This window comes from Sporosarcina sp. Y838, from assembly GCF_056786515.1.
The window spans coordinates 355,169-377,512 of record NZ_JBXCJD010000002.1 but is presented as its reverse complement, the minus strand read 5'-3'; the positions used below and the strand labels follow the sequence as shown (position 1 = coordinate 377,512).

Genomic DNA, 22,344 nt, shown 5'->3' with positions numbered 1-22,344 from the left:
CAGGCTGAAAAGAAAATAGCTTTCCATAACCTGAGGAGGAATTCACATGTCACTTGTTTCCATGAAAGAAATGATGATTAAAGGCAAAAAAGAAGGATATGCAATAGGTCAGTTCAATTTGAACAACCTTGAATATACGCAAGCCATTTTACAAGCAGCGCAGGAAGAACAATCACCGGTTATTCTTGGTGTATCTGAAGGTGCAGCACGTTATATGGGCGGCTTCACGACTGTTGTACATATGGTAAAAGGCCTGATGCATGATTATCAAGTTACTGTTCCAGTCGCTATTCATCTCGATCATGGTTCGAGTTTTGAAAAATGTAAAGAAGCGATTGAAGCTGGGTTTACTTCTGTCATGATTGACGCTTCATCAAAATCGCTAGCTGAAAATATTGAAATTACGAAAAGAGTAGTTGATTTTGCTCATGAACGCGGCGTTTCTGTAGAAGCAGAGCTGGGCGTAGTCGGTGGCCAGGAAGACGATATCATCGCGGATGGCGTCATCTATGCAGATCCTGCAGAATGTAAAGAGCTTGTCGATAAGACAGGAATTGATTGTCTTGCGCCAGCATTAGGGTCCGTTCATGGACCTTATAAAGGCGAACCAAACCTTGGTTTCGAGGAAATGGAAGAAATTTCGAAGCAATCTGATTTACCACTAGTGCTCCACGGTGGAACAGGGATTCCGCTACATGACATTCAACGCGCTGTGTCACTTGGAACGGCAAAAATTAACGTCAATACGGAAAATCAAATCCAAGGTACAAAAGCGATCCGTGAAAAACTTACGGCAGATGCTGAAGTATACGACCCACGTAAATTCTTAACGCCAATGCGGGATGCCATCAAAAAAACGGTCATCGGCAAAATGCGCGAATTCGGCAGCTCGCAAAAAGCGTAACCACATAACACTAAAACAAAGAGGAGAAGCATCTGCAATGATGCATCTCCTTATTTTCAAAGCATATGGCTTTTTCAGGGCTTTTTCGCTAGCGAAAAGAGCCTTCCACAAGCACCACCCGCACTACAGCACTCCAAGCAAAACCACAAACACCAAGGGGGAATTCATTCATGAAGTTTTTCATAGATACAGCAAACTTTGATGAAATAAAAGAAGCACATAGTTGGGGCATTTTGTCCGGCGTTACGACGAATCCTTCACTCGTTGCAAAAGAAGACGTACCATTCCATGACAGATTGCGAGAAATTTCAGCACTTGTCCCTGGTTCAGTAAGTGCGGAAGTGATCGCACTTGACGCAGAAGGTATGATTAGGGAAGGTCGCGAATTAGCAAAAATCGCCCCGAACATCACGGTGAAATTACCGATGACACCTGAAGGACTGAAAGCGTGTTCGGTCTTTTCACAAGAAGGCATCAAAACGAACGTTACGCTAATCTTCAGTGCAAACCAAGCGCTTCTTGCTGCACGTGCGGGAGCAACATATGTTTCTCCGTTCCTCGGCAGACTTGACGATATAGGACAGGATGGTATGGCTTTAGTCTCTACGATTGCAGACATATTCACAATCCATAACATAAAAACAGAAATCATCGCTGCGTCAATCCGCAGTCCGCAACACATTACGGATGCCGCGCTAAGCGGTGCCGATATTGCAACGACACCTTTCAATGTGTTGACACAACTTTTCAAGCACCCACTCACAGATAAAGGGATCGAAGCTTTTCTTGCGGACTGGGAAACTAGAAAGAATAAGTGACTCACCAAAGGAGAGTAATATGGACGTTTATAAAGTAACAGGCGGCAAACCATTGCAAGGAACCATAAAAGTGAGCGGCGCCAAAAACAGTGCAGTTGCACTTATCCCGGCCTCCATACTGGCTGATTCTATCGTAACAATCGAAGGGTTGCCCGAAATATCGGATGTTGCAACGCTTCAAGCATTACTGGAAGACATCGGCGGAAAAGTTAATTTCGATAAAGGGACAATGACGATTGATCCGACAGAAATGATAGCAATGCCGCTTCCAAACGGTAATGTAAAAAAACTTCGTGCTTCCTACTATTTGATGGGTGCAATGCTAGGCCGATTCAAACACGCAGTCATCGGACTTCCAGGCGGTTGTTTTTTAGGACCCCGACCCATTGATCAGCATATTAAAGGTTTTGAAGCGCTTGGTGCAAAAGTGACAAACGAACATGGTGCGATATATTTACGTGCGGAAGAATTGCGGGGCGCAAAAATCTATCTAGACGTCAGCAGCGTAGGCGCTACGATTAATATTATGCTTGCAGCGGTTCTTGCGACAGGTCGCACGACAATCGAAAATGCAGCGAAAGAGCCTGAAATTGTTGACGTAGCTACACTACTTTCCAATATGGGTGCTAAAATAAAAGGTGCCGGGACAAATGTCATTCGAATTGATGGTGTGGAAAAACTCCACGGAACGCGACATACCATCATTCCAGATCGTATTGAAGCGGGAACTTTCATGATTTTGGCGGCTGCAGCAGGCGATGGCGTAACTATAGAGAATGTCATACCTTTCCATGTCGAGGCGCTTACAGCGAAACTACGGGAAATGGGTGTCGACGTTGTCGAAGGTGAAGAACAGATTTTCATTCCGAAATCGAGGAATCTACAGGCAGTGGATGTAAAAACACTTGTCTATCCAGGTTTTCCGACGGATCTTCAACAGCCGTTTTCCGTGTTGCTCACACAAGCAGCTGGACCTTCAGTCATTACGGATACGGTTTATTCTGCCAGATTTAAACATATTGACGAACTTCGCAGGATGAATGCTGATTCTCGTGTCGAAGGACGTTCAGCTATACTTGCTGGACCGACGCCACTCCAAGCGGCAACTGTCAGCGCGTCCGATCTACGAGCTGGCGCTGCACTTGTTATTGCAGGACTTATTGCCGACGGAGTAACAGAAGTTCAGGAAATCCAACATATCGAGCGTGGATACGGTTCGCTTATAGAAAAACTTCAGGGAATCGGTGCCGATATTCGTAAAACATCGGTTTCGGAGGAAGCCGTCGTTAGAGAATGAGCTAGTAAGTTTAAAAAATAAATATGCTATAATTAATCAGAATGGCAATAATGACGGTTGAAACCGTCCATCAGGGGGAACATAAATGGAACGCAGTTTATCGATGGAATTAGTTCGAGTCACAGAAGCGGCGGCAGTTTCAGCTTCACGCTGGATGGGACGCGGTTTGAAAAACGAAGCGGACGACGCTGCAACAACAGCAATGCGTACTGTTTTCGACACAATTCCGATGCAAGGTATTGTCGTGATTGGTGAAGGCGAAATGGACGAAGCACCAATGTTATACATTGGTGAAAAACTGGGTACTGGTGTGGGTCCAGAAGTGGACGTTGCAGTAGATCCTCTAGAAGGCACGAATATTGTCGCAGCAGGCGGCTGGAACGCGTTAGCAGTCATTGCAATTGCGGATAAAGGAAATCTTTTGAATGCACCAGATATGTATATGGACAAAATCGCTGTCGGACGGGAATCTGTTGGGAAAGTCAGTATTGACGCTACCGTGACGGAAAACCTTATGGCAGTAGCCAAAGCTAAAAATAAAGACATCGGTGACGTTGTCGCAACAGTTCTGGACAGAGAACGTCATGCAGCAATTATCGAAGAAATTCGTGCCGCGGGCGCTCGCATTAAACTCATCAATGACGGTGACGTTGCAGCTGCCATTAATACAGCATTCGATGAAACTGGCGTGGACATTCTATTCGGACTGGGCGGTGCACCGGAAGGCGTTATCGCTGCAGTCGGATTAAAATGCCTCGGCGGAGAAATTCAAGGTCGTCTCGTTCCTTCGAACGACGCTGAACGCGAACGTTGCCTCAAAATGGGGATTGACGTCGACAAAGTGCTTTACATGGATGACCTTGTCAAAGGTGATGACGCGATATTCGCTGCTACGGGTGTAACCGACGGAGAACTTCTTCGCGGCGTACAATTCAAAGGCGGATATAGTGAAACGCATTCACTTGTCATGCGTTCAAAATCAGGTACAATTCGTTTCGTTGAAGGTCGTCACAGTATGGAGAAAAAACCTCTGCTTGTCATGCAAGACTGATGGAGCTCATCGCCCGGCCACATGCCGGGCATTTTCGCTTACATAGGGAGTGCCTATATATATATCCAAGTCCTTTCAAAGTGAACCCTTGGAATTATTATTGTAATTACCCTTCCTTATTTAACCTCAAAATTAAACCCATTAACGTAAAGAGTGGTGCCGAATATGACAGTGTTAACAATATCAGCGTTGGAAAATATGACTTTAAAAGAGTTATATGCCCTCGCAAAAGAATATAAAATTGCTTATTACAGCAAATTGACAAAAAAAGAACTTATTTTTGCTATATTGAAATCAAGAGCTGAACAAGAAGGGTACTTTTTCATGGAAGGTGTCCTCGAAATCATCCAGTCGGAAGGCTATGGCTTCCTTCGCCCAATTAACTATTCACCGAGTTCTGAAGACATTTATATATCCGCTTCACAAATCCGTCGTTTCGATCTCAGAAACGGAGATAAAGTGAGTGGGAAAGTCCGACCACCAAAAGAATCGGAACGCTACTACGGCCTCTTGCAAGTGGAAGCGGTCAACGGTGAAGATCCTGAAGTTGCGCGTGAACGGGTGCACTTCCCAGCACTGACACCGCTCTATCCGGACCGTCATATTAAGCTTGAAGTGGATCCTTTGAAGCTGTCGACACGTATTATGGATTTAATTTCACCGGTCGGTTTCGGTCAGCGTGGATTAATTGCCGCTCCGCCAAAAGCCGGAAAAACATTGTTATTGAAAGAAATTGCAAATTCTATTACATTAAATCATCCCGATGCTGAACTGATTGTCCTGCTCATCGATGAAAGACCGGAAGAAGTGACTGACATCGAACGTTCCGTTAAGGCGGATGTCGTCAGTTCCACATTCGATGAATTACCGGAAAATCATGTTAAAGTTGCGGAACTAGTATTGGAACGAGCTATGAGACTCGTAGAACATAAAAGAGACGTTATCATCCTAATGGATTCCATTACACGACTTGCACGAGCGTATAACCTTGTCATTCCGTCAAGCGGACGTACACTGTCCGGTGGTATTGATCCGGCTGCTTTTCATCGACCAAAACGATTTTTCGGGGCAGCTCGAAACTTGGAAGAAGGCGGCAGTCTAACGATTCTTGCGACGGCTTTAATCGACACAGGTTCACGTATGGATGAAGTCATTTATGAAGAATTCAAAGGGACGGGTAATATGGAATTACATCTGGATCGCCATCTTGCAGAACGACGCATCTTCCCGGCACTTGATATTCGTCGCTCAGGTACACGGAAAGAGGAGTTACTCATTCCTGCAGACCAGCTTGAAAAGTTATGGGCCATTCGGAAAACATTTTCCGATTCGCACGACTTCGCAGAGCGCTTCTTGAAAAAACTACGTCTCACAAAAACAAACGAAGAATTCTTCGATAAGCTCAATGATGAGATGAAAGCCCACCGCAACGGCAAAGGGCTGTTATAAACGAATTAAGCTAATATTAGTTGAACAAGTAAGTGCATTATAATGTGAGCGTATGCGCTTTTTATGTAGTATCCGAAGCGAAAAGACGAGAGAGTGAGTAGCGGACTTCCGTTGACCTTTTATCGGTTCGCTTTGGACAAAGATAACGCTACACAATTACCGTCAAAACAAGCGCCAAACTTAGTGACTTCGTCACTAAGTTTGGCGCTCTTTTCGGTAATCCTGTTACCGTTATTTGTCTGTCGCTCCCTGATAATGGTCAAAGGAAAAGTGCGCTTGTTTTTTATAATGAAAGAATAGATTCTTCTCTATCCATTTTCAATGCGCCCGAAGATACAATTTCGGGCGCTACCCCCGCTTTTAAGGTTTGCCCATTTCCAAAATATGGGAAGCATATTGATCATATTCTCTTGATAAATGGCACTATAGGTTGTAGATCTAATCCTAGATAATGAACTGTGCTTTCTTATATGACCAACCAGCGCAGGTGCGACTTCGTGGTAGCCGAAGCGAGAAGACGAGTAGTGGTCTTCTACTTGGCTTCCTCGCGGGAGGCATCCACAAAGCGCCGAAGCGGTATTAGAGGATTTCTAATTATCTCCATCTATTGGGACTGTTTTTTTAATGCATTCTATCGATTTATGGGACTACAAGTTGCAAAAGATTTCATCCCCGATAACGAAATACGCTTTCTTATATAGACTATCCAGCGAAGGCGCGACTTCGTGGTAGCCGAAGCGAGAAGACGAGTAGCGGTCTTCTACTTGGCTTCCTCGCGGGAGGCATCCACAAAGCGCCGTAGCGGTAATAGCAGGATATCTATTTCATTCTATGTATTATGAGAAGCAAATTCAATGGGATCTCTTCGTTAATTAAAATAGTTGCATCTACAAAATAAACTTGTTATAATATCTGAGGTAACTTAAATAATATCTGCGTGCATATGCGGTTGACGAACACGGGCCGCGTAAGGCATCAGTCTTATAATACAACTCTGTTCCAGATGGTTCAGGGCGAAAGGAGAGAGATTGATGAAAGCAGCAATTCACCCAGCTTATAAAGTAGCAACTGTTACTTGTTCATGTGGTAACACATTTGAAACAGGTTCTGTAAGAGAAGATATCCGCATTGAAGTTTGTAATGAATGCCACCCATTCTACACTGGACGCCAGAAATTTGCTCAAGCGGACGGACGTGTCGACCGCTTCAACAAAAAATATGGTCTCAAAGAAGAAGGCCGCGAAGAAGAAGGCCAAGAGTAAGATCTGCTCAATACCCGTCAGGTGCACATGCGCCGGGCGGGTATTTCTTTTGAGAAAAACATATTAAAATCCTCTAACACATCCCAACGTTAAAAAAAGACGTCAAGTTGAACTTCTTTTAGGGTATGATAAATAGTCCAAAGACATTTTAGTAAGCACTACATAGATGCAAAACCGGAAGGAGATTCACATGTACGTAACTATGCAAGGTGGTTGGATTGAAGTGATTTGCGGCAGCATGTTCTCAGGGAAATCCGAGGAACTCATAAGGCGCATAAGAAGATCGCAATTCGCCAAACAGAAAATAGCAGTATTCAAACCGGAAATCGATGACCGCTATAGTGAAGAAGCGGTTGTCAGCCATGATGGGACAACTGTCATCGCGAACCCCGTTGCCGACTCAAACCACATCAAAGAGTTCGTCTCAGATGACTACGATGTGATTGCTATCGATGAAGCACAATTTTTCGACGAAGGAATCGTTGACTTGGTAATGGGATTGGCTGATCGAGGATTCCGCGTCATTGTTGCCGGACTCGACCAGGATTTCCGCGGTGAACCATTCGGACCAATGCCGCGTCTAATGGCAGTTGCTGAACACGTGACCAAACTGCAAGCGGTTTGCACGGTATGTGGTTCGCCTTCCAGTAGAACCCAGCGTCTCATCAACGGCACGCCCGCCGGCTACGACGATCCTGTCATTCTGGTGGGAGCTTCGGAAGCGTACGAGCCAAGATGTCGCCAACACCACGAAGTACCAAATGGTGTTACAGCTGCAGCGATTGTAAAAGGATAATAGCGAGTATGCCCGTCCGGTAGTATCGGGCGGGCTTTTATCTTTATTCAGCATTCATCTCTCACTTCCATAGGTGGGAGATGAATGCGGTTTTATTTTCCTGTTCAGCGGGTGTCCGAACGCCCGCTGAACGAGGAGGAATGAAGTTCAATTCCTCCCTGATAAAGCCTCCGGCGGATGTCACAGATTTTGAAAGGAGTCAATCGAGCAAGCTCGATTCAAAATCTGGACATCAATTACGCCGAGGCGTAATTGATGTCTTGTGCATTGCCGTAACCTTTAAAAGAAGGGTCTACAATTAGAACTTCATCCAAACCTTCAACGAACCTTTAGTTCCAGTGAAATAACTGTATTTAAACCAAGAATTCCCGTACAATGAACGTACAAATCAGTCCTGAAAATGAGGTGTCCATAATGTTTGATAGGCTTCAAGCAGTAGAAGATAGATACGACCAGCTGAATGAAATGCTTAGTGATCCAGACGTAGTGAGCGACATGACCAAGCTCCGTGAGTATTCGATTGAACAATCCGGTCTACAGGAAAAGGTCGAGACGTATCGCTCGTATAAACATGCAGTAGCAGAACATAAAAGTGCCAAAGAAATGTTGAATGAGCATCTTGACGATGACATGAAAGAACTTGTCAAAATGGAAATTTCTGAGCTGGATGATCAAATCGAGTCTTATGAAGAAAAGTTAAAACTATTGCTCGTTCCGACAGATCCGAATGACAAGAAAAACGTTATTATGGAAATCCGAGGGGCAGCTGGAGGCGACGAAGCAGCACTGTTTGCGGGTAGCTTATTCCGTATGTACAGCCGCTACGCGGAGATGAATCACTGGAAAGTGGACGTCTTGGATTCTTCCCCGACAGAACTTGGTGGCTTTAAAGAAATTATTTTCCTCATTAACGGCAATGGTGCCTATTCGAAGTTGAAATATGAAAACGGAGCACACCGCGTGCAGCGGGTACCTGAAACTGAATCGGGCGGGCGGACACATACATCGACCGCAACCGTCGCGTGTCTTCCAGAAGCGGAAGAAGTCGAAATCGTCATCCATGAAAAAGACATCAGAACCGATACATTCGCATCATCCGGTCCTGGAGGCCAGTCCGTCAATACAACAATGTCCGCGGTTCGACTTACGCATTTACCAACAGGAATTACAGTATCCATTCAAGATGAAAAATCACAAATTAAAAATAAAGAAAAAGCAATGAAAGTATTACGAGCTCGTGTTTCCGATAAATTCACACGCGAAATACAAGATGAGTACGATGAAAAGAGAAAATCTGCAGTGGGTACAGGGGATCGTTCAGAGCGAATCCGCACGTACAACTTCCCGCAAAACCGAGTGACCGATCATCGCATCGGCCTGACGATTCAGAAACTCGATCAGATTATTGAAGGCAAACTGGATGAAGTAATCGACGCATTGATCATGGAAGAACAAGCATTTCGTCTGGAAAGTTTGGATCGCAATGACTGAAAAAATTTATGAAGCTCTCCAGCGGGCTTCTTCTTTATTGGAGGAAACTGGACTCGAACCGCATGCTGCACAACTTCTAATGGAATTTGTTACGCAAAAATCCAGAGCTACTTTATTTGCCGATATACAACAACAACTTACAGTCGACCAGCATTCTGCATTTTGGGATAAAACCGCCGAACTGCTCGAAGGAAAACCTGTTCAATATGTAATTGGTGAAGAAGGTTTTTACGGTTACACATTTAAAGTAAATGAAAATGTTTTAATCCCTCGACCTGAAACGGAAGAACTCGTTTATGGTGCACTCGCTAAAGCGCGTAAAATCTTCAGTAGTAAAACAATCAGCGTTGCGGATATTGGAACCGGCAGTGGCGCTATTGCAGTTTCATTCAAAAAAGAATGGCCAGAAGCAAGCGTTACAGCAACAGACATCAGTAAAGAAGCACTAACAATTGCTGAACATAACGCGAATGCGAATGATGCCGCCGTTACTTTCCTGCATGGCGATTTAACCGCTCCGATTGCAGGAGAAAAGTGGGATGTCGTCTTATCGAATCCGCCTTACATTGCACATGAGGAAGCTGCGTCCATGTCTGGCAACGTACTCAACCACGAGCCGCATAATGCTTTGTTTGCGGATGAAGACGGCCTCTACTTTTACAGAAGGCTTGCTGAAAGCTTACCGCCGCTTATGAATACACCTTTTCTCATTGCAGTTGAAATCGGTTTTCTGCAAGGAACTGCTGTGCACAACCTATTTAAAGTAGCATTTCCGAAAGCGACAGTGGAGACGGTAAAAGATATCAACGGCAAAGACCGAATCATATTTTGCGAGACTCGTGAATAAATCTCCCTAACTCTGGCAACAATGCAGAGTAGGAGGGGATAGCGATGTTACCAGACTATGAGATTAGGAGAACGAAAACAATAGGTCAAAAAGTGCTCCCTTATATTGAATTCATTATTGTGCTCATTATTATTCAGTCTTTTATAACGGTGTTCGCGGAAGCAGGCGACGATGAACAATCAATCCGATTTAGGTTGTTGGCTGATTCCAATGCACCAGCCGACCAGCAAGTGAAAAGTGATATTCAACAAAAAATACAGCCGCTTATCGAAGAGGCTGTAAATAAGTCACGAACGAAACAAGAGCTTGGGGATAACTTAGCAGCACTTGAAATCACAATTCTAGACATTGCCAATTCGATGTCAAATGGAGCAGATGTTTCATTGATTCGTAAAAATGCTTTGTTTCCACCTAAACGCTCAGGGCTAATGATTGCTCCACAAGCGGAATATGATGCATACATTTTGACGATTGGCAGTGGACGTGGGGATAATTGGTGGTGTGAGTTATTTCCGAAAATCTGTTTTCCCGATAAACCCGAAAAAGCAGTAGAAGTAGAAGTAAAAGAGGAAGAAGAGGAAAAAGTCACTTTCTTTGTTTGGGAGTGGATAAAAAGTCTTTTCGCATAAAGTTATCAACTATTTTTGTGGATAAACTCAGGGAAATGTGTATAAGTGGAGGATTAGTGTATGAAAACGATTTTAACTTCAGTGGATAACATTCTGGATAACAAAAAAAACTATGAACAGGCTGTGGATATATTAAAAAATGGCGGTGTCGTTGCGTTCCCGACGGAGACGGTATATGGCTTAGGTGCGATGGCAACTGATGAACAAGCCGTACAGAGAATCTTCGAAGCAAAAGGAAGGCCATCAGACAATCCGCTAATCGTACATATTGGTCAAAAAGAACAAGTTCACACCTATGCATCGGCTATTGCAGGAAATGCAGAAAAACTGATGGATGCTTATTGGCCTGGTCCGCTGACACTTGTGTTTCATAAAATTCCCGGTGTGATAGCCGCGAATGTAACTCCAGGTGTTGAAACAGTCGCAATCCGTATGCCTGATCATCCCGTTGCACTGGAACTCTTACGTGCGCTCGGAGAACCGTTAGCAGCACCAAGTGCCAATCGAAGCGGAAAACCGAGTCCAACAGAGGCAGCTCACGTTTACAAAGATTTGAACGGTCTCATTCCCCTCATTTTAGATGGTGGTCAAACCGGTGTCGGAGTTGAATCGACAGTACTGGACATGACGACAGTTCCGCCTACAATTCTACGGCCAGGTGGTATTACACAGGAAATGATAGAAAGCATCATTGGTCCAGTAGTATCGGAGAATACAGTCGTCGGTGAACAAGCGCCGCGTTCACCCGGCATGAAGTATTTGCATTATGCACCTGAAGCACCTCTGTACATTATCAACAACGAAGCTGAAGGCATTAGTAAAGCAGTCGATACCCTTCAGGCTGAGGGCAAGAAAGTCGCGTTTATCGGGCATGATGATCTAGGTGCCTTGGGTGCGGATTGGTTTTTTTCAGTCGGTCCCGCGCAGGATAATGAAGCAATGGCGACAAATTTGTACGCAGCACTCCGTAAATGTGATTTGACCGATGCGGATATTATTCTTGCTGTCGAGACGGACATGTCTGGAGTAGGTGCTGCTGTTATGAATCGGTTAATGAAAGCCGCCGAAGGTAAAAGATATATCAACTGAATGCTTACGAATGACCTCCCTTAAATCCGCATAAGATTGACTGATGCTGATTTAGGGGAGGTTTTACTTTGGAAGAAGTTTTCGCGGCTGGAATAACAACCTTGGACGTTATTGTAATCTATTCTTTCCTACAAATTAAAAGAGGGAAATTTGTTTTAGCGCTATGGACATCATTTCTTAATATGGTATTTCCTTTTCTAGGATTTATAACGGGAGAACTGTCAGCGCATATATTTACAGTCTGGAGCAGCATTTTATCAGGCGTAATGCTCAGTTTGATCGGCATACATATGCTGTTGCAAGCGGATGAAAAAAAATCCTCTTCTCAACAAATTCCGCCATTGTTTATCGCATTTGCAGTGAGTGTAGATGCCTTTTCAGTCAGTGTTTCATTTGGTATGCTTCAGATGGATAAAACACTGTTCATACTTGCATCTGGTTTTTTCACGTTTGTCTTTTCATATGCAGCTCTGCGGATAAAGGGGCATATGGGTCTAAAAAACGGAAAAGTACTGAGACGAATAGCAGGTTTGGCTTTACTAGTTTTAGGGATAATGTCATGTTTTCGTTGAAATTCACAGTTTCTTTATTCACAAGAATCAGCTAATCTAAAGAGAGAAGGTAATAGAAGTGAATGTTTATTTTATATGTACAGGAAATACATGCAGAAGCCCAATGGCGGAAGCGATTCTTCGATCAAAAGCAATTAACAATGTGTCTGTTCGCTCGGCTGGCGTTTATGCACGCGATGGCTGGCCGATTTCATTGAATGCGAAAACGCTCATTGAATCAGCGGACATGCCTTATACCCCAGTTTCGGAGGAAGTAACAGAAGAAAATCTGGAATGGGCAGATATTGTTTTGACGATGACACAATCGCACAAGGAGAACCTAGTAAATTCCTATCCGGAAATAGACGATAAGGTATTTACAATAAAAGGATATGCGGAATTGGCATTGACGGGGGACGTCCAAGATCCATTTGGAGGCGATCTTGAAACCTACCGACAGGCATTCAATGAGTTGTCGAAAATCATCGATGTGCTCGAACACAAACTGACGGGGGAATAGGGAATGGCTGAAAAAGGAAAAAAGAAATTCGGCTTACGGAGGAACTATATGATGTAATAAGCCGCTTCGATTGTACAAAATAATACCGGAACTTTCATGTGCATTTGGCGGAATGCTATATCAACTAAAAAATACAGCCCATTTTCATGAGGGGTGTGTTTTTTTTGTGAAAATCTGATAGAATAAGTTGTGAGTATATTATGAAAAGGGGGATCCTGTGAAAATTGCGATTTCTTCAGACCATGGCGGAAACAATCTTCGACATGAAATTATTAAATTAATGTCAGAGTTATCATTAGAGTTTGTAGATTTTGGTCCCAAATCAGATGAATCCGTGGACTACCCCGATTTTGCAGCACCAGTCGCAAATGGAGTGGCATCGGGAGAATTTGACCGTGGTATTCTTATTTGCGGAACGGGCATCGGGATGTCTATTGCAGCAAATAAAGTAAAAGGAATTCGATGTGCACTTGTCCATGACGTCTTCAGTGCCAAAGCGACAAGGCAACATAACGATTCAAACATCCTCGCGATGGGCGAACGCGTCATCGGCCCAGGACATGCCAGAGAAGTAGCTGCGGCTTGGCTAGATACACAATTCGAAGGCGGAAGACACGAACGAAGAATCGGAAAGCTTATGGAATTGGAATCCTGAAAAGTGTAGGCGGCCGTTTAGACGCGACAGGCATAAGACAAGCCTGCGAAGCGGCGCCCTTTGCCGCACAGCGGGATTGACTTATGACCCGAGCGTCTGGCCGCCGGAGCTGGACAATCTGAAAAGCGTAGGCGCCGGAGCTAGCCAACCTAAAAAGCGCAGGTGGCCGTTTAGCCCTCAACAGCGCTGGACAGTCTAAATACCACAAGAAAGCAGGTGGTAAAAGTGGACGCTTTGAATTTATGGAAGCTTCAACTGGAACAATTGTTAGCGGAAATGTCTGAACAAACGCAATTTCGTTCAGGTACGCTATTCGTCGTAGGGTGTTCGACTTCTGAAGTTGCTGGCAAACGAATTGGTACAGGAGGAGCGCTTGAAATCGGAGAAGCGCTATATGGACCTCTGAAAGACTTTGCTGAGAAACACAAATTATTTCTTGCATTCCAAGGGTGCGAACACATTAATAGAGCTTTGACAATTGAACGTCATGTCGCTGAAAAGTTCATGCTTGAACCAGTCTCAGTCATTCCGGTCATCAATGCGGGTGGTTCCATGTCTGCCTATGCCTATCAGCATATGAATGATCCAGTTGTCGTGGAGCAGATTAGCGCAAGTGCTGGTATCGATATAGGACAAACGCTGATCGGCATGCATTTGAAACAAGTAGCTGTTCCATTGCGTACATCCATCCGAACTGTTGGTAATGCAAATGTGTCGGTAGCCACAACTCGGCCAAAGTTGATTGGTGGAACTAGAGCAATGTATGAATAAAGCGTTTACATCTGGCCACTGTAGACCGAATAAAAAATAGATGATAGTGAAGGGGAATGAAAAAATGGAATTGAACAAATTGGGTAACGTGCAACGTGAAGACGTAGCAGTATACGATGCAATTATGGCGGAGAAAAAGCGTCAACAATCTAATATCGAATTGATCGCATCCGAAAACTTCGTAACAGAAGCAGTTATGGAAGCACAAGGATCATATTTGACAAACAAATACGCAGAAGGCTACCCAGGCAAACGTTACTATGGCGGTTGCGAACACGTCGACGTTGTTGAAAACATTGCACGCGACCGAGTAAAAGAAATTTTCGGTGCGGAATACGCAAACGTTCAGCCACACTCTGGTGCACAAGCGAATATGGCTGTTTATTTTGCTGTTCTTGAGCCTGGAGATACAGTTCTTGGTATGAATCTTTCACACGGCGGTCACTTGACGCACGGAAGCCCAGTTAACTTCTCAGGCGAATTGTACAACTTCGTCGATTACGGCGTGGGCGAAGAGGACGAGCTAATTGACTACGACGATGTCCGTCAAAAAGCACTTGAGCACAAACCGAAAATGATCGTTGCGGGTGCAAGTGCATACCCACGTGAAATTGACTTTGCAAGGTTCCGTCAAATTGCAGATGAAGTCGGTGCATATCTATTCGTTGATATGGCGCATATCGCAGGACTTGTTGCAGTGGGCGAACACCAAAACCCAGTTCCACATGCACATTTTGTTACTTCAACAACACATAAAACATTGCGCGGACCGCGTGGTGGACTAATCCTTTCTACACAGGAATTCGAGAAAAAACTTAACAAGTCAATCTTCCCAGGCGTTCAAGGCGGTCCATTGATGCACGTTATCGCTGCAAAAGCGGTTGCATTTGGAGAAGCACAGAAACCAGAATTCAAAACGTATATCCAACAAGTGAAAAGCAATGCAAAAGCACTTGCAGCAGCACTTATCGCTGAAGGCGTCGATATCGTATCTGGCGGAACAGACAACCATTTGGTATTGCTTAACCTGCGTTCACTTGAAATCACAGGTAAAATTGCAGAGAAAGTATTGGATGAAGTCGGCATTACTGTGAACAAAAACACGATTCCATTCGATACAGAAAGCCCATTCGTTACTTCAGGTGTCCGTCTTGGTACTCCTGCGGTTACAACACGCGGTTTCAAAGAAGAAGAAATGAAGGAAATCGCATCTATCATGGCTAAAGTCTTGAAAAACCATGAAGACGAAGCTGTGAAAAAAGAAGCTCTAGAACGCGTTGCGACATTGACGGATAAATTCCCTCTTTACGCATAATCGTCTAATAGTCAAGCCGCTATCTATTTGATGGCGGCTTGTTTTATGTAAAATAGGACAGGGGTTCTATTATTACAAGCCAATGCCACTGCTAGAAGTCGACCGATTGCTTGCCGAATAGTTAGACATTGAGCAGTCGGTTGTTAGGCATCCCAGAACGAGAACATTTCTGTTATAATGAACAGGACATTCCGAAAAGGGGCGAAAACCAATGCCGAAAATACATGTATTTGATCATCCGCTTATTCAGCATAAACTAACGTACATACGTGACATCAACACAGGAACAAAAGAATTCCGTGAACTCGTCGACGAAGTGGCAACACTTATGGCATATGAAATTACGCGCGACCTTCCTGTTCATGAAGTGGAAATTCAAACACCGGTTTGTAAGTCCAAATCGAACGTTCTTGCAGGTAAAAAACTCGGTATCGTACCGATTTTGCGTGCAGGAATCGGAATGGTGGATGGCATCCTTAAACTGATTCCGGCAGCAAAAGTAGGGCATATCGGACTTTACCGTGATCCTGAAACATTACAGCCGGTTGAATACTATGTGAAACTGCCTTCAGACGTATCAGAACGTAACTTCATCCTTGTCGATCCTATGCTTGCAACAGGCGGATCCGCAATTGCAGCGGCCAATTCATTGAAAAGCCGTGGAGCAAAACACATTACATTCATGTGTCTGATTGCCGCGCCTGAAGGTGTAAAAGCAATGACCGATGCACATCCTGATGTAGATATTTTCATCGCTGCACTTGATGAGAAATTGGATGAAAAAGGCTACATAGTCCCAGGACTTGGCGATGCAGGCGATCGTCTATTCGGAACAAAATGAGTTGGAAGGCGTGAATACATTGACTAAGAAATGGAAAGTTATGACGATTTTTGGTACGCGTCCTGAAGCCATTAAAATGGCGCCGCTTGTACTAGAATTGCAAAAGCATTCGAACGATATCGAATCAATCGTAACGGTTACGGCTCAGCACCGTGAAATGCTGGATCAGGTGCTACACACATTCGGTATCATCCCTGATTATGATCTAAATATCATGAAAGACCGTCAAACACTCATTGACGTTGCAACTCGCGGTCTTGAAGGACTTGACCGCATCATGAAAGAAGCTCAACCGGATATCGTACTTGTTCACGGAGATACGTCGACTACTTTCATCGGTAGCTTAGCTGCTTTTTATAACCGAATTGCAGTTGGACATGTAGAAGCAGGACTTCGCACGTGGAATAAATACTCACCGTACCCGGAGGAGATGAACCGGCAGTTAACAGGTGTCATTGCTGATCTGCATTTCTCGCCAACAGAGCAATCCGCTCGCAACCTTATTGAAGAAGGCAAGTCGGAAGATCGTATTTATATAACAGGTAATACTGCAATCGACGCACTTCAAACAACAGTGCGTGAAGAATACTCCCATCCAGTTCTCGACAAAATCGGAACGGACAAGCTTATATTGTTAACAGCACACCGCCGTGAAAATCTGGGCGAACCGATGCGCAATATGTTCCGAGCCATTAACCGGTTGCTTGTTAAGTATGACGATATCCAAGTTATCTATCCTGTTCATATGAATCCGGCAGTGCGCGAAGTAGCTGATGAACTTTTCGGTGACAATGATCGCGTTCATCTGATTGAACCACTTGAAGTTCTCGACTTCCATAACTTTGCGGCGCGTTCACACATTATCTTGACGGACTCGGGCGGTATCCAAGAAGAAGCACCATCACTTGGAAAGCCCGTTATCGTATTGCGTGATACAACCGAACGTCCGGAAGGAATCGAAGCCGGTACACTAAAACTGGCCGGTACGGATGAAGAAACAATCTTCAATTTAACGGATACACTTTTGTCCGACGAAGTGGAATACAATAAAATGGCCAAAGCATCGAATCCATATGGTGATGGCCATGCCTCTGAACGAATTGTTGAAGCACTGAAAAAATACTTATCCTCCATTTAAGCAAAAGGTATAAGAATGACGGCCGAATAAAAGGGCCGTCTTTTTTTTAGACAGGGCCTTCATGGCTCGACACGACACATTAGGCAAAACCCTAATATGATTTTCGTGAAAAATACGATTCGCGAAATAAACGCCAAATTTGACGAATGTTTGACAAAGTGAAGTCTTTGTGAAAAATTTCACTGTAATCAATTGACATCAAAATATGCCTATTGTATGCTTACAAAGGGTTAGAATGATAGGGTTTTCTTATTTGAAACGGCAACTAAATGTGAATGTTAAGGCTTTGTAATTATCTATCGCTTTTTGACGGATATGCAGAGGCCTAAATAGTATCATGCATTTGATAAGATGTAGCATTTGCCGAACTGCCTTTCATTCGACAATACTCGCTACTAAATAACAGGTTCCATCCTTTTCAGTGTCTTGCCATCATTAATGTAAGCGTCCTGCTTAGATTGGACAAATAACTGGCTAGACAGCGAAACGGAACACCCCGCTATTCCTTGTGAAATTGCTTTCAACTACGCCTTATCTAAGTCGAAGTTGCAAGGCTCCATCCAATCCGGAAATACGAATCAGGAGATTAACTAACCATGCAAACATTGCAAGAAATTTATAGTAGGCAAAAAAGAGCTCTATTTTTTTTGCTCGCATTGTTCGTACTGGGGTGGGCATTTACTGACTTAAAATTGATTTTCGCAGGATTGATTCTCGGATCTCTTTTCGGATTGTATAATTTTTGGATCCTTGTCCGTAAAATGGAAAACTATGAACGGAAATTTGCACAAGGGAAAAATGGTACTTCGCTCGGGACATTTATACGTTTCGCTTCTGGTGTAGGTGCGGCTGCAGTTGCAACAGCGATGCCAGAATATTTTGACCTAATCAGTACGATTATCGGCTTTGCGATACCTTATGTTCTTCTACTAGTTGAGAGGATCATATACCACGCTAGACATCAGTAAAGCTTTTTTCGTCAGCAGGACTTTTCTCTAATGCAAGTCGTTATGAAAAAAGCTTACTGCACTTCTATTCTGTATTATCTGCGAAGTGATGCAGAAATAGCTTGACTTAATTCTGGTTGCAAAAGGGAGGTGAACGAAAATGGAACATGGAAATCCGTTATACACGGCTTTCGAAGGTACATTATTTGAAATGACATTCAATCTTTCAAACGTTTTAATGCTTTTCATCACATGTGCAATTGTATTCCTAATCGCGTTTTTCGCTACACGTCGTTTACAGTTGAAACCGACAGGCATGCAAAACTTCTTTGAATGGGTCATGGATTTCGTTAAAGGAATCATCAAGAGTAACATGGACTGGAAAACAGGTGGTAGATTTCACGTGTTGGGGATTACCCTTATCATGTTCCTCTTTGTATCGAACGTATTAGGGATTCCATTAGCAATCTATTGGGATGGGGATCTTTGGTGGAAATCACCGACAGCAGACCCTGTAATTACAATGACACTAGCAGTTTTGGTCATTGCTCTCACACACTATTACGGCATTAAGATGTCAGGGCTGAAAGAATACGGAAAAGGTTATCTTAAGCCACTTCCTTTCCTTGCACCGCTTAAAGTCATTGAGGAATTTACAAACACGCTGACACTCGGTTTGCGTCTTTATGGTAACATCTATGCCGGTGAAGTCCTTCTAGGACTCCTGGCTGGACTCGCAACATCAGGTATGCTCGGGTTGTTTGGAGCGGTCGTACCGTCACTTGCTTGGATGGGCTTCTCGATTTTCGTCGGGGCGATTCAATCATTTATCTTCGTTATGTTGTCTATGGTCTACATGTCACACAAAGTGGCAACAGACCATTAAGCATATAATGCCCGGATAACCGGGCGATAGAACAAAAAAACAGGGAATATTAGGAGGAAACAATAATGGTAGGTTCAGTTGGTCTATTAGCAGCAGCAATCGCAATTGGTTTAGGTGCACTAGGTGCAGGTCTAGGTGCAGGTCTAGTCGTTTCAAAAACACAAGAAGGAATCGCTCGTCAACCAGAAGCACGCGGTATTCTTCAAACAAACATGTTCGTCGGTGTTGCACTTGTTGAAGTTGTTCCGATTTTCGCAGCAGTTATTGCATTTATCGTAATGAACAAGTAAGTATAAGAAATATTTACTAAATGGCGAAGAGAGTAGTCTGAAGTTCTTCGCCATTCTTTTATGTAGTAGGAAAATCTTATTTTGAAAATAATGAACGTTTTCCATAGTTTAAAGAAACGTAAGCTCTTGAAGGGAGTGAATTAATCGTGTTTATGGATACCTTCGTCCTATTGGCAGCAGATGGTGAGGCCGTTAAAGGATTGGCGCAATTGAATAACAAGTTGAACCTTGGCGATATTATCGTCACAGTCTTATTCTTCACGATTCTCATGCTTCTTTTGAAGAAAGTTGCTTGGGGCCCACTTATGGGTATCATGGATCAACGTGCTGAGTTGATCGCAAATGAAATTGAATCGGCTGAAAAGAGCCGTGCAGAATCACAACAGATTCTTGAAGAACAGCGCAACCTTTTGAACGAAGCGCGTAACAACGCTCAAGAGATTGTTGAAAATGCCCGTAAGCAAGGCGAAACGCAACGTGCAGAAATCATCACAGCGGCTCGTTCAGAAGTGGTTCGTATGAAAGAAGAAGCAACGCTTGAAATTGCTTCAGAAAAAGACAAAGCGGTCGCGGCAGTTCGCGGAGAATTCGTATCTCTTTCTATCCTTGCAGCATCTAAAGTACTCGGTAAAGAAATTTCCGAGGAAGATAATCGCGCATTGATCGAAGAAACGATTGTGAAGGCAGGCGAAGGGCGATGAGCCAATCGGTTGTTGCACAACGCTATGCACTAGCATTGTTCGAATTAGCACAACAAAACGGACAAACTGGACCGATTCAAGAAGACCTTCTTGAATTGAAAAAAGTTTTCCTAGCAAATAAAGAGCTCGGTCAGTTACTTGAAACGCCGAGATTAAAAGCTGCAAAAAAGAAAGAGCTTATGGCTGATTCATTTAAAGGAGCGAACCAGCTCATTTTGAATACATTGAACCTAATGCTCGACAAACAACGCATAAACGAAGTTGTAAACCTTGTAAACGAATTTACCGCATTAACGAATGAAGCAGCTGGAATTGCTGAAGCAAAAGTGTATTCTACACGACTGCTTACTGCGGATGAAAGCCTTGCAATTTCGACAGCATTTGCGAAAAAAATCGGTAAGCAAGCATTACGTATTGAAAATATCATCGATCCGAGCCTAATCGGAGGCATTCGTCTCCAAATTGGTAATAATATCTACGACAGCAGCGTGAGCGCTAAGCTCGAGCGACTGAAACAGGATCTTATCGGTTCATAAATCAGAAATTTGAGGGGTGACATGCATGAGCATCAAAGCTGAGGAAATCAGTGTTCTCATAAAACAGCAGATTGAAAATTATCAATCTGAGATGAAAGTGAGCGAGGTAGGTACAGTTATCTCAATTGGTGACGGTATCGCACGTGTTCATGGCCTCGACAACGCCATGGCTGGGGAACTTTTAGAGTTCTCTACTGGCGTCTTGGGTCTGGCTCAAAACTTGGAAGCGAACAACGTTGGTATCATTATCCTAGGGCCATACACGGACATCAAAGAAGGCGATGAAGTACGTCGAACAGGCCGTATTATGGAAGTTCCTGTTGGTGAAGAATTAATCGGACGCGTTGTAAATCCACTTGGGCAACCAGTTGATGGATTAGGTCCGATTGCAACAACAAAAACACGTCCAATCGAAAGTCCGGCACAAGGGGTTATGGCGCGTAAATCCGTTCATGAACCACTACAAACCGGCATTAAAGCGATTGATGCACTAGTACCAATCGGACGCGGACAGCGTGAATTGATAATCGGAGACCGTCAAACAGGTAAAACGACAGTTGCGATTGATACAATCCTAAACCAAGCTGACCAAGATATGATTTGTATCTATGTAGCAATCGGTCAAAAAGAATCAACAGTTCGTGGAGTTGTTGAAACGCTCCGTAAAAACGGTGCACTTGATTACACAATCGTCGTAACGGCTTCTGCTTCACAACCGGCTCCACTACTATATCTTGCACCTTACACAGGTATATCAATGGCTGAAGAATTCATGTTCCAAGGTAAGCACGTTCTAATTGTTTATGATGATTTAACTAAACAAGCAGCGGCATACCGTGAACTTTCTTTGCTACTTCGTCGTCCTCCGGGCCGTGAAGCTTACCCTGGTGATGTATTCTATATTCACTCTCGTTTACTTGAACGTGCAGCGAAGTTGAATGATACACTTGGTGCTGGTTCGATCACGGCACTACCATTCGTTGAAACACAAGCAGGAGATATCTCCGCTTATATTCCAACAAACGTAATCTCCATCACTGATGGACAAATATTCCTTCAATCTGACCTATTCTTCTCGGGTGTACGTCCAGCGATTAACGCCGGTCTTTCCGTTTCCCGTGTTGGTGGTTCAGCGCAAATTAAAGCAATGAAAAAAGTTGCGGGTACTTTGCGTCTTGACCTTGCGGCTTACCGTGAGCTTGAAGCATTCTCGCAATTCGGTTCTAACCTTGATTCTGCAACACAGGCGAAACTTGACCGCGGAGCGCGTACAGTTGAGATCTTGAAGCAGGATTTGAATAAACCATTTAAAGTAGAACAGCAAGTTATGGTTCTTTATGCATTGACACGTGGTTTCCTTGACGATATTGAAGTTAAAGATATTCTGCGTTTCGAAAGCGAACTGTTAAGCTGGCTACAAACGAACCATACTGATGTTTTAGATCAAATTCGTACGACGAAAGATCTTCCGGCTGATGATTTGATGGCAGGAGCACTCAACGCATTCAAGAAAACTTTCGCACGTTCTGAATAATTCTAGATGGAATCATATTTGACAAA

At 43.8% G+C, this 22,344-nt stretch carries 24 protein-coding genes; all 24 read left to right on the top strand.

Annotation, left to right across the window (positions count from 1 at the left end; all coding sequences use genetic code 11):
* Positions 1 to 46 precede the first annotated feature (46 nt).
* The 24 genes from AC1TO4_RS04450 to atpA all read left to right on the top strand — a co-directional run bounded on the left by AC1TO4_RS04450 (position 47) and on the right by atpA (position 22,318).
* Complete coding sequence (locus AC1TO4_RS04450; RefSeq protein WP_482104330.1) at positions 47 to 904, top strand: class II fructose-bisphosphate aldolase; 858 nt, start codon at positions 47 to 49, stop codon at positions 902 to 904.
* A gap of 170 nt (positions 905 to 1,074) precedes the next feature.
* Positions 1,075 to 1,722: a fructose-6-phosphate aldolase gene (fsa, locus tag AC1TO4_RS04445; RefSeq protein ID WP_482101136.1), complete on the top strand. Its 648-nt coding sequence runs from the start codon at positions 1,075 to 1,077 to the stop codon at positions 1,720 to 1,722.
* Between the two features lie 19 nt (positions 1,723 to 1,741).
* Entirely contained in the window at positions 1,742 to 3,019 is a 1,278-nt protein-coding gene (locus AC1TO4_RS04440) for a UDP-N-acetylglucosamine 1-carboxyvinyltransferase (protein ID WP_482104329.1), read from the top strand.
* An 85-nt stretch (positions 3,020 to 3,104) separates the two neighbouring features.
* Positions 3,105 to 4,070 (top strand): class II fructose-bisphosphatase, encoded by a 966-nt coding sequence (gene glpX, locus AC1TO4_RS04435; RefSeq protein WP_482101134.1) that lies wholly within the window; start codon positions 3,105 to 3,107, stop codon positions 4,068 to 4,070.
* A 165-nt stretch (positions 4,071 to 4,235) separates the two neighbouring features.
* Positions 4,236 to 5,519, top strand: a complete 1,284-nt coding sequence (gene rho, locus AC1TO4_RS04430) for a transcription termination factor Rho (RefSeq protein ID WP_482101133.1) — start codon at positions 4,236 to 4,238, stop codon at positions 5,517 to 5,519.
* Between the two features lie 1,031 nt (positions 5,520 to 6,550).
* Positions 6,551 to 6,781 carry a 50S ribosomal protein L31 gene (gene rpmE / locus AC1TO4_RS04425; RefSeq protein WP_482101132.1) on the top strand — a complete coding sequence of 77 codons (231 nt, stop codon included), beginning with the start codon at positions 6,551 to 6,553 and terminating at the stop codon, positions 6,779 to 6,781.
* A gap of 190 nt (positions 6,782 to 6,971) precedes the next feature.
* Positions 6,972 to 7,577 carry a thymidine kinase gene (locus AC1TO4_RS04420; RefSeq protein ID WP_482104328.1) on the top strand — a complete coding sequence of 202 codons (606 nt, stop codon included), beginning with the start codon at positions 6,972 to 6,974 and terminating at the stop codon, positions 7,575 to 7,577.
* Between the two features lie 414 nt (positions 7,578 to 7,991).
* Positions 7,992 to 9,068, top strand: coding sequence for a peptide chain release factor 1 (prfA, locus tag AC1TO4_RS04415; RefSeq protein ID WP_482101130.1), 1,077 nt, complete (start codon positions 7,992 to 7,994; stop codon positions 9,066 to 9,068).
* Positions 9,061 to 9,915 carry a peptide chain release factor N(5)-glutamine methyltransferase gene (gene prmC, locus AC1TO4_RS04410; protein WP_482104327.1) on the top strand — a complete coding sequence of 285 codons (855 nt, stop codon included), beginning with the start codon at positions 9,061 to 9,063 and terminating at the stop codon, positions 9,913 to 9,915. Before prfA ends, prmC begins: the two co-directional genes overlap by 8 nt.
* Before the next feature lie 44 nt (positions 9,916 to 9,959).
* Positions 9,960 to 10,544, top strand: coding sequence for a stage II sporulation protein R (locus tag AC1TO4_RS04405; RefSeq protein ID WP_482104326.1), 585 nt, complete (start codon positions 9,960 to 9,962; stop codon positions 10,542 to 10,544).
* Between the two features lie 60 nt (positions 10,545 to 10,604).
* Positions 10,605 to 11,633, top strand: a complete 1,029-nt coding sequence (locus AC1TO4_RS04400) for an L-threonylcarbamoyladenylate synthase (protein WP_482104325.1) — start codon at positions 10,605 to 10,607, stop codon at positions 11,631 to 11,633.
* 68 nt (positions 11,634 to 11,701) lie between these two features.
* Positions 11,702 to 12,205: a manganese efflux pump MntP gene (locus AC1TO4_RS04395; protein ID WP_482104324.1), complete on the top strand. Its 504-nt coding sequence runs from the start codon at positions 11,702 to 11,704 to the stop codon at positions 12,203 to 12,205.
* A 58-nt stretch (positions 12,206 to 12,263) separates the two neighbouring features.
* On the top strand, positions 12,264 to 12,704 hold the full coding sequence (locus tag AC1TO4_RS04390) for a low molecular weight protein arginine phosphatase (RefSeq protein WP_482104323.1): 441 nt from the start codon (positions 12,264 to 12,266) through the stop codon (positions 12,702 to 12,704).
* Positions 12,705 to 12,921: 217 nt separating this feature from the next.
* Complete coding sequence (rpiB, locus tag AC1TO4_RS04385; protein WP_482101123.1) at positions 12,922 to 13,359, top strand: ribose 5-phosphate isomerase B; 438 nt, start codon at positions 12,922 to 12,924, stop codon at positions 13,357 to 13,359.
* Between the two features lie 225 nt (positions 13,360 to 13,584).
* Positions 13,585 to 14,130 (top strand): TIGR01440 family protein, encoded by a 546-nt coding sequence (locus AC1TO4_RS04380; protein ID WP_482104322.1) that lies wholly within the window; start codon positions 13,585 to 13,587, stop codon positions 14,128 to 14,130.
* Positions 14,131 to 14,194: 64 nt separating this feature from the next.
* Positions 14,195 to 15,445, top strand: a complete 1,251-nt coding sequence (gene glyA, locus AC1TO4_RS04375) for a serine hydroxymethyltransferase (RefSeq protein ID WP_482104321.1) — start codon at positions 14,195 to 14,197, stop codon at positions 15,443 to 15,445.
* A gap of 211 nt (positions 15,446 to 15,656) precedes the next feature.
* The gene (upp, locus tag AC1TO4_RS04370; RefSeq protein ID WP_482104320.1) at positions 15,657 to 16,286 is read left to right on the top strand and encodes a uracil phosphoribosyltransferase; all 630 of its coding nucleotides are present in this window, start codon (positions 15,657 to 15,659) and stop codon (positions 16,284 to 16,286) included.
* A gap of 19 nt (positions 16,287 to 16,305) precedes the next feature.
* Complete coding sequence (gene wecB, locus AC1TO4_RS04365; protein ID WP_482104319.1) at positions 16,306 to 17,424, top strand: non-hydrolyzing UDP-N-acetylglucosamine 2-epimerase; 1,119 nt, start codon at positions 16,306 to 16,308, stop codon at positions 17,422 to 17,424.
* A 596-nt stretch (positions 17,425 to 18,020) separates the two neighbouring features.
* Positions 18,021 to 18,392: an ATP synthase subunit I gene (locus AC1TO4_RS04360; protein ID WP_482104318.1), complete on the top strand. Its 372-nt coding sequence runs from the start codon at positions 18,021 to 18,023 to the stop codon at positions 18,390 to 18,392.
* Between the two features lie 139 nt (positions 18,393 to 18,531).
* Positions 18,532 to 19,257: a F0F1 ATP synthase subunit A gene (atpB, locus tag AC1TO4_RS04355; protein ID WP_482104317.1), complete on the top strand. Its 726-nt coding sequence runs from the start codon at positions 18,532 to 18,534 to the stop codon at positions 19,255 to 19,257.
* Between the two features lie 65 nt (positions 19,258 to 19,322).
* On the top strand, positions 19,323 to 19,547 hold the full coding sequence (gene atpE, locus AC1TO4_RS04350) for a F0F1 ATP synthase subunit C (protein ID WP_149581150.1): 225 nt from the start codon (positions 19,323 to 19,325) through the stop codon (positions 19,545 to 19,547).
* Between the two features lie 146 nt (positions 19,548 to 19,693).
* On the top strand, positions 19,694 to 20,248 hold the full coding sequence (gene atpF / locus AC1TO4_RS04345; RefSeq protein WP_482104316.1) for a F0F1 ATP synthase subunit B: 555 nt from the start codon (positions 19,694 to 19,696) through the stop codon (positions 20,246 to 20,248).
* Positions 20,245 to 20,784 carry a F0F1 ATP synthase subunit delta gene (locus AC1TO4_RS04340; protein WP_482104315.1) on the top strand — a complete coding sequence of 180 codons (540 nt, stop codon included), beginning with the start codon at positions 20,245 to 20,247 and terminating at the stop codon, positions 20,782 to 20,784. Before atpF ends, AC1TO4_RS04340 begins: the two co-directional genes overlap by 4 nt.
* A 25-nt stretch (positions 20,785 to 20,809) precedes the next feature.
* Positions 20,810 to 22,318 (top strand): F0F1 ATP synthase subunit alpha, encoded by a 1,509-nt coding sequence (gene atpA / locus AC1TO4_RS04335; protein WP_482104314.1) that lies wholly within the window; start codon positions 20,810 to 20,812, stop codon positions 22,316 to 22,318.
* The last annotated feature ends 26 nt before the right edge of the window (positions 22,319 to 22,344 follow it).

What these genes read in the sequence shown, in the direction of transcription:
- AC1TO4_RS04450 (WP_482104330.1), top strand. Translation starts at nt 47, where the DNA reads ATGTCACTTGTTTCCATGAAAGAAATGATGATTAAAGGCAAAAAAGAA.
- prmC (WP_482104327.1), top strand. Translation starts at nt 9,061, where the DNA reads ATGACTGAAAAAATTTATGAAGCTCTCCAGCGGGCTTCTTCTTTATTG.
- rho (WP_482101133.1), top strand. Translation starts at nt 4,236, where the DNA reads ATGACAGTGTTAACAATATCAGCGTTGGAAAATATGACTTTAAAAGAG.
- AC1TO4_RS04360 (WP_482104318.1), top strand. Translation starts at nt 18,021, where the DNA reads ATGCAAACATTGCAAGAAATTTATAGTAGGCAAAAAAGAGCTCTATTT.
- AC1TO4_RS04400 (WP_482104325.1), top strand. Translation starts at nt 10,605, where the DNA reads ATGAAAACGATTTTAACTTCAGTGGATAACATTCTGGATAACAAAAAA.
- glyA (WP_482104321.1), top strand. Translation starts at nt 14,195, where the DNA reads ATGGAATTGAACAAATTGGGTAACGTGCAACGTGAAGACGTAGCAGTA.
- glpX (WP_482101134.1), top strand. Translation starts at nt 3,105, where the DNA reads ATGGAACGCAGTTTATCGATGGAATTAGTTCGAGTCACAGAAGCGGCG.
- AC1TO4_RS04440 (WP_482104329.1), top strand. Translation starts at nt 1,742, where the DNA reads ATGGACGTTTATAAAGTAACAGGCGGCAAACCATTGCAAGGAACCATA.
- rpmE (WP_482101132.1), top strand. Translation starts at nt 6,551, where the DNA reads ATGAAAGCAGCAATTCACCCAGCTTATAAAGTAGCAACTGTTACTTGT.
- upp (WP_482104320.1), top strand. Translation starts at nt 15,657, where the DNA reads ATGCCGAAAATACATGTATTTGATCATCCGCTTATTCAGCATAAACTA.
- atpB (WP_482104317.1), top strand. Translation starts at nt 18,532, where the DNA reads ATGGAACATGGAAATCCGTTATACACGGCTTTCGAAGGTACATTATTT.
- AC1TO4_RS04405 (WP_482104326.1), top strand. Translation starts at nt 9,960, where the DNA reads ATGTTACCAGACTATGAGATTAGGAGAACGAAAACAATAGGTCAAAAA.
- prfA (WP_482101130.1), top strand. Translation starts at nt 7,992, where the DNA reads ATGTTTGATAGGCTTCAAGCAGTAGAAGATAGATACGACCAGCTGAAT.
- AC1TO4_RS04340 (WP_482104315.1), top strand. Translation starts at nt 20,245, where the DNA reads ATGAGCCAATCGGTTGTTGCACAACGCTATGCACTAGCATTGTTCGAA.
- atpA (WP_482104314.1), top strand. Translation starts at nt 20,810, where the DNA reads ATGAGCATCAAAGCTGAGGAAATCAGTGTTCTCATAAAACAGCAGATT.
- fsa (WP_482101136.1), top strand. Translation starts at nt 1,075, where the DNA reads ATGAAGTTTTTCATAGATACAGCAAACTTTGATGAAATAAAAGAAGCA.
- atpE (WP_149581150.1), top strand. Translation starts at nt 19,323, where the DNA reads ATGGTAGGTTCAGTTGGTCTATTAGCAGCAGCAATCGCAATTGGTTTA.
- AC1TO4_RS04420 (WP_482104328.1), top strand. Translation starts at nt 6,972, where the DNA reads ATGTACGTAACTATGCAAGGTGGTTGGATTGAAGTGATTTGCGGCAGC.